A 7,877-nucleotide genomic window follows, 5' to 3' on the forward strand; every position below is an offset into this window, starting at 1 on the left:
TCATTCAGCAATGCTGTTGACTGACACGCCGCCATCGCGAGCAAGCTCGCTCCCACAAGGGCAGGTCTCAGACCTCTGACCCGCCCCCTCGCCCCAAAAACACGACTCAGCAAACCTCACGAGTCACCAGCATCCGCTCGCGAACCACGTCATACACCCAGTGGTAGACGTAGGTGTACGGCAGGAAGAACAGCAACACACCGATATCCAGCAGGAACGCCTGCCACAGGCTGACATTCAGCCACCAGGCGATCAGCGGTACGCCAAGAGCAACCAGACCGCCTTCGAACAACAGTGCATGCACCACACGGACCCAGGCGTTGTGTGCGATGGCGAGGCGCTTGAGCACCCGATCGAACATACCGTTGAAGACCACGTTCCAGGCCAGGGCCAGGCCGGCGATGAGGACGGTGACCATGCCCATTTCCAGCATCGGTTTGTTCATGATCCAGGCCAGCAACGGGGTACAGATCAGGATGGCCAGCAGTTCGAAGCCGATGGCCTGGAAAATACGTTCAGTAATGGACTTGTTGGCGCTCATGGCCGAACTCCCTTGAGTGACTGTGGTTGCCATGATCTGTCACCACACCGATACTTCATAACCAATAACCATCGATCAAGGCGATAGTTCATGGCTTCTCACGAAGTGTTGCTGGCGTTTGTCGAAGCGGCGACCCAGGGCTCATTCTCTGCCGCGGCACGCAAGCTGGGCCGCAGTCAGTCGACCATCAGCGCCGCAGTGGCCAGCCTGGAAATCGACCTGAATCTGACGCTGTTCGACCGCAGCAGCCGTAAGCCCGGACTGACCCCGGCCGGGCACGTCATGCTGCAACGGGCCGAAGACATCCTGACCGCCACCAGTCGCCTGGAAATGACCGCCAGCCAACTGTCCCAAGGGGTGGAGCCGAAGTTGACGGTGGCGCTGTCCGATACCTATCAGTCGGACCGTTTCGAAACCGCCCTCAGCGCCTTCGAGCAGCGTTACCCGGACCTGGAGCTCGAATGCCTGATCGCCGAATGCGATGACCTGGTGTCCTTGGTCCAAAGCGGCCGGGCGCAGATTGCCTTTGCCGAAATGCAGGACAGCTACCCGCCGGACCTGGTCAGCTCGACGGTGGACGAGCGCACGGAGATCGCCTTGTTCGTGTCCCCGGCACACCCGTTGGCCACGCTGGACTACATCGACCGGGACGTGCTGCAGCAGCACCGCGAGTTGCGCCTGGCCACCATCATCAATCCCTATGAAAGTCGGGCGAAAGGCCGCGTCTGGTCGGCGCCGAGTTATCTGATGCTGCTGGAAATGGCCCAGGGCGGATTCGGCTGGGCACCGTTGCCCCGCTGGCTGGTCGAGCGGTTCGGGCCTGGCACGTTGCAGGAACTGGTGGTGCGCGGCTGGCCGAAAACGGTGTCGGTGGATGCTTTGTGGTCGCGGCTGAATCCGCCGGGGCCGGCGGGGAGCTGGTTGCTGGGCAAGATGCTGGAGTGAAGGTCCTTCGGCCCTTATCGTCGGAACGCCGCCCGGAGCAAGCTCGCTCCCACAGGTTATTGTGTCGGTCATAAAACTTGTGTGCACCACTCTCCCCTGTGGGAGCGAGCTTGCTCGCGATGAGGCCAGAACGGACACATCAATCCAACGCCTTGAGCCGCTCTTCGATAAACCGCCGCTCCGGCTCTTGCCGGGTCAACGCCAGCGCCCGTTCCCACGCCGCCCGCGCCTCCTGCTTGCGACCCAGTTGCCGACAAAACTCTGCCCGCGCCGAATGCGCCAGGTGGTAGTCGAGCAGATCTCCCCGATCCAGAATGGCGTCCACCAACGTCAGCCCCGCCAGCGGACCATCTCGTTGCGAAATAGCCGCCGCCCGATTCAACTCGATCACCGGCGACGGCACCGCCCGCAGCAGCACGTCATACAGACCGACAATCTGCGGCCAATCGGTTTCCCCCGCCGTCGGAGCTTCGGCGTGCACCGCCGCGATGGCCGCTTGCAGGCAATAGGGTCCGAATCGTCCCATGGTCAGTGCCTGTTCGATCAGCGTGCAGCCTTCAGTGATCAACCCGGCGTCCCACAGCGAACGGTCCTGCTCGTCCAGCACAATCAGCTCGCCGCTCGCCGAGGTCCTGGCCGGGCGGCGCGACTCGTGCAACAGCATCAGCGCCAGCAAGCCCATTACCTCCGGCTCCGGCAGCAGTTCCACCAGCAACCGACCGAGACGGATCGCTTCTCGGGTCAGATCCTCGCGGATCAGTTCGGCTCCGATGGACGCCGAATAACCCTCGTTGAACACCAGGTAAATCACCCGCAATACGCTGTCCAGACGCTCAGGCAACTCAGCCAGCGTCGGCACTTGATAAGGGATTTTCGCATCACGGATCTTCGCCTTGGCGCGCACGATGCGCTGGGCGATAGTGGCCGGGGCCGAGAGAAAGGCCCGGGCGATTTCTTCCGTGGTCAGGTCGCAGACTTCCCGCAGCGTCAGCGGCACTTGCGCGTCCGCCGCCAGGGCCGGGTGGCAGCAGGTGAAGATCAGCCGCAGGCGATCGTCTTCCACGTCTTCATCACTCCAGTCTGCCTGTTCCAGCGCCTCCAGTTGCGCGATCAACAAGGGCTGCGAGGCGGCAAAACGCGCGCGCCGACGCAAGGCATCGATGGCCTTGAAACGCCCGGTGGACACCAGCCAGGCCCGCGGATTGTCCGGCACACCGTCACGCTGCCAGCGTTCGACCGCGACGAAAAACGCCTCGTGCAAGGCCTCTTCGGCGAGGTCGAAATCCCCCAGCAAGCGAATCAGGGTCGCAAGAATGCGCCGCGACTCTTCGCGATAGACCCGCTCGACCTGCGCCTGAACCGGCAGCCCCGGCATCTTAAGCGTTCAACTGCCGAACGGGGCGCACTTCGACACTGCCGACCCGGGCCGCCGGAATGTTGCCCGCAACCTGAATGGCTTCGTTGAGGTCCCTGGCATCGATCAGGTAGAAGCCGGCCAACTGCTCCTTGGTTTCGGCGAACGGGCCGTCGGTGATCGACATCTTGCCGTTGCGCATGCGTACCGTGGTGGCGGTCTGCACCGATTCCAGGGCCTCGGCGGCGACCATCCGGCCACTGCCCTGGATCGACTCGGCATAGGCCATGCACTCTTCGTCCTTCGGGCTTTCCGGTAGCGAATGCAGCAGGTGCTCGTCGCTGTAGACCAGGCATAAGTACTTCATCACGCTCTCCTTATCGAACCGATCAACTATGGCCGCAGATCGGCAATCTGGCACGGCTTGCCGATGAAAACCTCAGGGCTTGAGGTCGAACAGCGTCGCACCGGTCTGCATGTCGAAAGGCGCCGACCAGTGTTCATGGACGATCTGCCACAGCCCGGCGTCCTGCCGATAGCAAGCCGTGACGCGCATCCAGCAGGCCTGGGTTTCGCCCTTCTCGTTGGTGCCGCCGCAATGGGCCAGCCAGTGGGCGAATGCGACGTTCTCGGACGACTCGATGCTGATCTCCTCGAACTCGAAGGTGTGCGGGCCCGCGCACATCTCCATACACGCTTGCCAATGTGCGCGGTAGGCAGGCTTGCCCTTGAATTGCAGGGCCTTGACCGCATCGAAGGAGACGATGTCATCGGCATAAAGGGCCATGACTTTTTCAATGTCCTTGGCCATGACCGCCTGACGATAGTTCTCGATGAGGTTCTGGATCTGGGTTTGCGAGTTCATGGTGGTTCTCCGTGGTTTTTATAGTGAAGACACCCATAGTCGTCTGGCGATCCGGCAAATCGACAGACGAAATAAAAATAAACCATAAAGCCAAACTCGCTAGAATCCGAGGTTCTTTCCCGTTGGAAAAAGGACACTCCAGTGACAGCCCGACTCGTGCCTTATGAAAGCCTGAATGCACTGCAACGCCAACAGGTCGAGGCCATTGAAGTGCATTCGGAACAGATCAGATTCTCGGGTGACATCCACGGCGCATTGCACACCTTGTTGTCCAAGCCCGGACCCGGCGTCAAGGGATTTACCCTGCTGGCCGAAGACGTTCCCGTCGCGTTCCTGCTGCTCAAGCGCCCGCCGGTGTTGCCGGCCTGGGCCGATGAGCACAGCGCCACGCTGCATGCGCTACAGGTCGATCAGCGCGCCCAGGGCAAGGGCTACGGCAAGGCCTGCCTGCAAGCGCTGCCTGAGGCGGCACGCCTGGCCTGGCCGGAAATCAGGGGGCTGGAGTTGTCGGTGGATGCCGACAATGAGGCTGCCATCGCCCTGTACGCCAGGTTTGGCTTTGTCGACAGCGGCGAGGCGTACAAGGGGCGGATCGGTTATGAGCGGCGGATGGGGTTGGTGTTTTGAACACGGCCCCCACCTGCACCACAAAACTACTGTGGGAGCGAGCTTGCTCGCGATWGCGGATGGTCAGTCGACATCAGTGTTGAATGTTACGCCGCWATCGCGAGCAAGCTCGCTCCCACAGGGGATCTTCAGTGTGGCTTACAACTCCAGCACCATCTCATGCCACGCCATGCCGCCATGGTCCGAGGCCGACGGTTTGACGTAGGCAAAACCGAACCCGGCATACAACGGAATATGCCGTTCCTTGCACATCAGGTTGATGCTGACCTTGCCCATCGCGCGCATGCGCTCGATGAACTCACCCATCAGGCGCTTGGCCAGGCCCTGCCCCTGATAATCCGGGTGCACTACCACCGACATGATCACCACATGCGGCCCGGCCGGGTCGTGGCCGATCAGTTCCTTGAACGCCTCGTCCGACATTTCCACCTGGAACGCCGCACCGGAGTTGATGAAACCGGCGACTGCCCCGTCCACTTCAGCAACGATAAAACCCTCGGGCCAGGTGGCGATGCGGGTGGCGATCTTCTCGCGGGTCGCGGCTTCGTCACCTTCATAGGCAAGGGTTTCGATGGCAAAGCAGCGGTCCAGATCGGCGGGGGTGACGTTGCGGATGACGGTGTTCATGGCAGCTCGGAATCAGCGTGGGAAAGGCTGGGGATGATAAATCAGCCGCCGTGGGACATCGAGAGACGAATCGGCTGATCCGCCTCTCGCTGCAGGTGTCACGCCTTGATTGGCAGCCAGATTTCCAGCTTTCCGGTGTTGAGCCTGGGGTTGAAGTCTTCGCTGTAGCGCTCGAATTCCGGGGCAGCCAGCAACTCATGCCCGGACTGTGGCAACCACGTGCCATGGATGTATTGGAAGGTTTGCGGCAATGTGGCCAGCGGTCCTTGATGTTCGAACACGACGTACTGCTGGGGCTGAATCTCTACCCAACGATACTTGTCCGGCAAATCGTCGAGTTTGCTGATCTCGACCCCCGCGATGTAATCGAAGCCGCCCTTGCCGTCGAAATTGCAGCAGACGCCGTAAGTCACTTCGTCTTTTTGCCCCGGAATGTTCCCAATGTGGGGCTCGAGTTTTTCCCAGAGATCTGGAATGTCTTTAGTGGTCTCTTGGGTAAATCGTTCGCGAAGCCCTGCGATCAGCAGGAAGTGTCCGTGTTCAAAGCGTGGTTCCGTCACTTCGACGCGTGTTTGCTCATCCATGGCTCGACTCCTGAAACGAAAAAATGGGTTCGGCTGGGAGTATAGAAGCCAAACCCGATTCGCCCAATTACAGTGCGTGCAATTGCTCGACGGCAGCGGCGCCAACGAACTCGTTATAGCCAGATAGAATCACGTAGACCGCGAAATAGCAGAAGATCGCCGCCGATGCCATGTAGGAGTAACGCAGCAATTTGTCGCCGAGCAACTTGCCGCCGTGGCTCGCGGCAAAGCACAGCCCGACACACCAGAGAATCCCCGCGCAGAGAAAGCCGCCGAGAAACAGCGCGGAACTGAGGGCGCCACCGCCACCGGAACGGGCGATCAGCGTACCGCCCACAGCGGCGAACCAGAGAATCGCACTGGGCGACGACATGGCCAGGAAAATCCCGCGAAAGAACTCCTTGCGATGGGAGTTGTGGCCCACCTCGGCGGTCTCGGCCAACAGCGCCTCATGGTGAATCGCCGAATAGATCATCTTCGCCGCGAAATACACCAGCAGCGCCGAGCCACCGATCCACAGCACCCAGCGCACGGTTTCGTATTGCAGCAACACGGTCATGCCGGTCAGCGCCAGCACCGCGTAGATCAGGTCGCCGACGCAGGTCCCGAGGCCCAGGGCAAAGCCCTGGAAGTAGCCGCGCTGCATGGCCAGGGTGATCATCGCGATGTTGGCCACGCCGATATCCAGGCACAGCGAGAGGCTCAGCAAGAAGCCGCTGGTAAATTCCATCGAACCTTTTCCTTCGGACAAATTTTTTTACATTGAGGCTGGACAGTCTGCCACAGCTGCCCTTACATTCCGCCACAGGTCACCGCAGTGACCAGCGTCGCTCGGACGGTTCCGGGCGCTTACGTTATCCGAGGCAACAATGGCCGAACAAGGTTCGCCGCGCCGCTTTGCGCGCATAGATCGACTCCCCCCTTACGTTTTCAACATCACTGCCGAGCTGAAGATGGCCGCCCGTCGTCGTGGCGAAGACATCATCGACTTGAGCATGGGTAACCCCGACGGCGCCACGCCGCCGCACATTGTCGAAAAACTCGTCACGGTGGCCCAGCGCGAAGACACCCACGGTTACTCCACCTCCAAGGGTATTCCGCGCCTGCGCCGGGCGATTTCCAACTGGTACAAGGACCGCTACGAGGTCGACATCGACCCGGAAAGCGAAGCCATCGTCACCATTGGTTCCAAGGAAGGCCTGGCGCACTTGATGCTGGCGACCCTGGATCAGGGCGACACCGTACTGGTGCCGAACCCGAGCTACCCGATTCACATCTACGGCGCGGTGATTGCCGGCGCCCAGGTGCGTTCGGTGCCGCTGGTGCCGGGGGTGGATTTCTTCGCTGAACTGGAACGGGCGATTCGCGGCTCGATTCCGAAACCAAAGATGATGATCCTCGGTTTCCCGTCCAACCCCACCGCGCAGTGTGTGGAACTGGATTTCTTCGAACGGGTCATTGCCCTCGCCAAGCAGTACGACGTGCTGGTGGTGCACGACCTGGCCTACGCCGACATCGTCTACGACGGCTGGAAAGCCCCGTCGATCATGCAAGTGCCAGGGGCCAAGGACATTGCGGTGGAATTTTTCACCCTGTCCAAGAGCTACAACATGGCCGGCTGGCGCATTGGCTTCATGGTCGGCAACCCGGAACTGGTCAACGCCCTGGCGCGGATCAAGAGCTACCACGACTACGGCACCTTCACCCCGCTGCAAGTGGCGGCGATTGCCGCGCTGGAAGGCGATCAGCAATGCGTGCGCGACATCGCCGAGCAGTACCGGCAGCGACGCAATGTGCTGGTCAAGGGCCTGCATGAACTGGGCTGGATGGTGGAAAACCCGAAAGCCTCGATGTACGTCTGGGCGAAGATTCCCGAGGCTTATGCGCACCTGGGCTCGCTGGAGTTTGCCAAGAAACTGCTGTCCGAGGCCAAGGTGTGTGTCTCGCCGGGCGTCGGGTTTGGCGAGTATGGCGATGATCACGTGCGCTTTGCCCTGATCGAAAACCAGGATCGGATTCGCCAGGCCGTACGCGGGATTCGCGGGATGTTCCGGGCGGATGGGTTAGTCGCCAAATCCAACGTCTGACACAAAAACCTGTGGGAGCGAGCTTGCTCGCGATGGCGTCGTATCAGTCAACTTTAATGGCGACTGAAACACCGCTATCGCGAGCAAGCTCGCTCCCACAGGTTTTTGTGTCAGACGTTGGATTTGGCGACTAACCCATCCGCCCGGAACATCCCGCGAATCCCGCGTACGGCCTGGCGAATCCGATCCTGGTTTTCGATCAGGGCAAAGCGCACGTGATCATCGCCATACTCGCCAAACCCGACGC

Annotated in this window: 10 protein-coding genes and 1 pseudogene; 3 read left to right on the top strand and 8 right to left on the bottom strand. The window is 60.8% G+C overall.

Annotation, left to right across the window (positions count from 1 at the left end; all coding sequences use genetic code 11):
• Positions 1 to 106: 106 nt before the first annotated feature.
• Positions 107 to 541 (bottom strand): multidrug/biocide efflux PACE transporter, encoded by a 435-nt coding sequence (locus tag AC1DVH_RS23185; protein WP_477755778.1) that lies wholly within the window; start codon positions 539 to 541, stop codon positions 107 to 109.
• Positions 542 to 631: 90 nt separating this feature from the next.
• On the opposite strand from AC1DVH_RS23185, the gene AC1DVH_RS23190 reads away from it, so the two are divergent.
• Positions 632 to 1,486 (top strand): LysR family transcriptional regulator, encoded by an 855-nt coding sequence (locus AC1DVH_RS23190; RefSeq protein WP_477755779.1) that lies wholly within the window; start codon positions 632 to 634, stop codon positions 1,484 to 1,486.
• Between the two features lie 139 nt (positions 1,487 to 1,625).
• Here AC1DVH_RS23190 and AC1DVH_RS23195 read toward each other — a convergent pair whose 3' ends face one another.
• The 3 genes from AC1DVH_RS23195 to AC1DVH_RS23205 all read right to left on the bottom strand — a co-directional run bounded on the left by AC1DVH_RS23195 (position 1,626) and on the right by AC1DVH_RS23205 (position 3,705).
• Positions 1,626 to 2,861, bottom strand: coding sequence for an RNA polymerase sigma factor (locus AC1DVH_RS23195; protein WP_477755780.1), 1,236 nt, complete (start codon positions 2,859 to 2,861; stop codon positions 1,626 to 1,628).
• Position 2,862: 1 nt separating this feature from the next.
• Entirely contained in the window at positions 2,863 to 3,207 is a 345-nt protein-coding gene (locus AC1DVH_RS23200; RefSeq protein WP_477755781.1) for a YciI family protein, read from the bottom strand.
• Positions 3,208 to 3,279: 72 nt separating this feature from the next.
• Positions 3,280 to 3,705 (bottom strand): YybH family protein, encoded by a 426-nt coding sequence (locus tag AC1DVH_RS23205; RefSeq protein ID WP_477755782.1) that lies wholly within the window; start codon positions 3,703 to 3,705, stop codon positions 3,280 to 3,282.
• A 141-nt stretch (positions 3,706 to 3,846) separates the two neighbouring features.
• On the opposite strand from AC1DVH_RS23205, the gene AC1DVH_RS23210 reads away from it, so the two are divergent.
• A complete protein-coding gene (locus AC1DVH_RS23210; protein WP_477755783.1) occupies positions 3,847 to 4,332 on the top strand; it encodes a GNAT family N-acetyltransferase in 486 nt (161 codons plus the stop codon).
• Positions 4,333 to 4,470: 138 nt separating this feature from the next.
• Here the strand turns inward: AC1DVH_RS23210 and AC1DVH_RS23215 are convergent, their stop codons facing one another.
• The 3 genes from AC1DVH_RS23215 to AC1DVH_RS23225 form a co-directional block, all read right to left on the bottom strand.
• Positions 4,471 to 4,959 (bottom strand): GNAT family N-acetyltransferase, encoded by a 489-nt coding sequence (locus AC1DVH_RS23215; protein WP_057399032.1) that lies wholly within the window; start codon positions 4,957 to 4,959, stop codon positions 4,471 to 4,473.
• A gap of 98 nt (positions 4,960 to 5,057) precedes the next feature.
• Positions 5,058 to 5,543, bottom strand: a complete 486-nt coding sequence (locus tag AC1DVH_RS23220) for a GyrI-like domain-containing protein (protein ID WP_477755784.1) — start codon at positions 5,541 to 5,543, stop codon at positions 5,058 to 5,060.
• 67 nt (positions 5,544 to 5,610) lie between these two features.
• Positions 5,611 to 6,273 carry a LysE family translocator gene (locus AC1DVH_RS23225; RefSeq protein WP_477755785.1) on the bottom strand — a complete coding sequence of 221 codons (663 nt, stop codon included), beginning with the start codon at positions 6,271 to 6,273 and terminating at the stop codon, positions 5,611 to 5,613.
• A 139-nt stretch (positions 6,274 to 6,412) separates the two neighbouring features.
• Between AC1DVH_RS23225 and alaC the strand changes: the two genes are divergently transcribed.
• Positions 6,413 to 7,630 carry an alanine transaminase gene (gene alaC / locus AC1DVH_RS23230; RefSeq protein WP_477755786.1) on the top strand — a complete coding sequence of 406 codons (1,218 nt, stop codon included), beginning with the start codon at positions 6,413 to 6,415 and terminating at the stop codon, positions 7,628 to 7,630.
• A 110-nt stretch (positions 7,631 to 7,740) separates the two neighbouring features.
• Here the strand turns inward: alaC and AC1DVH_RS23235 are convergent.
• Positions 7,741 to 7,877, bottom strand: a pseudogene (locus AC1DVH_RS23235) (alanine transaminase); the annotation flags it as partial.

It is taken from the genome of Pseudomonas sp. P4_C3, from assembly GCF_056402075.1.

Coding starts and splice junctions, on each gene's coding strand:
- AC1DVH_RS23185 (WP_477755778.1), bottom strand. CDS start 541: ATGAGCGCCAACAAGTCCATTACTGAACGTATTTTCCAGGCCATCGGC.
- AC1DVH_RS23190 (WP_477755779.1), top strand. CDS start 632: ATGGCTTCTCACGAAGTGTTGCTGGCGTTTGTCGAAGCGGCGACCCAG.
- AC1DVH_RS23195 (WP_477755780.1), bottom strand. CDS start 2,861: ATGCCGGGGCTGCCGGTTCAGGCGCAGGTCGAGCGGGTCTATCGCGAA.
- AC1DVH_RS23200 (WP_477755781.1), bottom strand. CDS start 3,207: ATGAAGTACTTATGCCTGGTCTACAGCGACGAGCACCTGCTGCATTCG.
- AC1DVH_RS23205 (WP_477755782.1), bottom strand. CDS start 3,705: ATGAACTCGCAAACCCAGATCCAGAACCTCATCGAGAACTATCGTCAG.
- AC1DVH_RS23215 (WP_057399032.1), bottom strand. CDS start 4,959: ATGAACACCGTCATCCGCAACGTCACCCCCGCCGATCTGGACCGCTGC.
- AC1DVH_RS23220 (WP_477755784.1), bottom strand. CDS start 5,543: ATGGATGAGCAAACACGCGTCGAAGTGACGGAACCACGCTTTGAACAC.
- AC1DVH_RS23225 (WP_477755785.1), bottom strand. CDS start 6,273: ATGGAATTTACCAGCGGCTTCTTGCTGAGCCTCTCGCTGTGCCTGGAT.
- alaC (WP_477755786.1), top strand. CDS start 6,413: ATGGCCGAACAAGGTTCGCCGCGCCGCTTTGCGCGCATAGATCGACTC.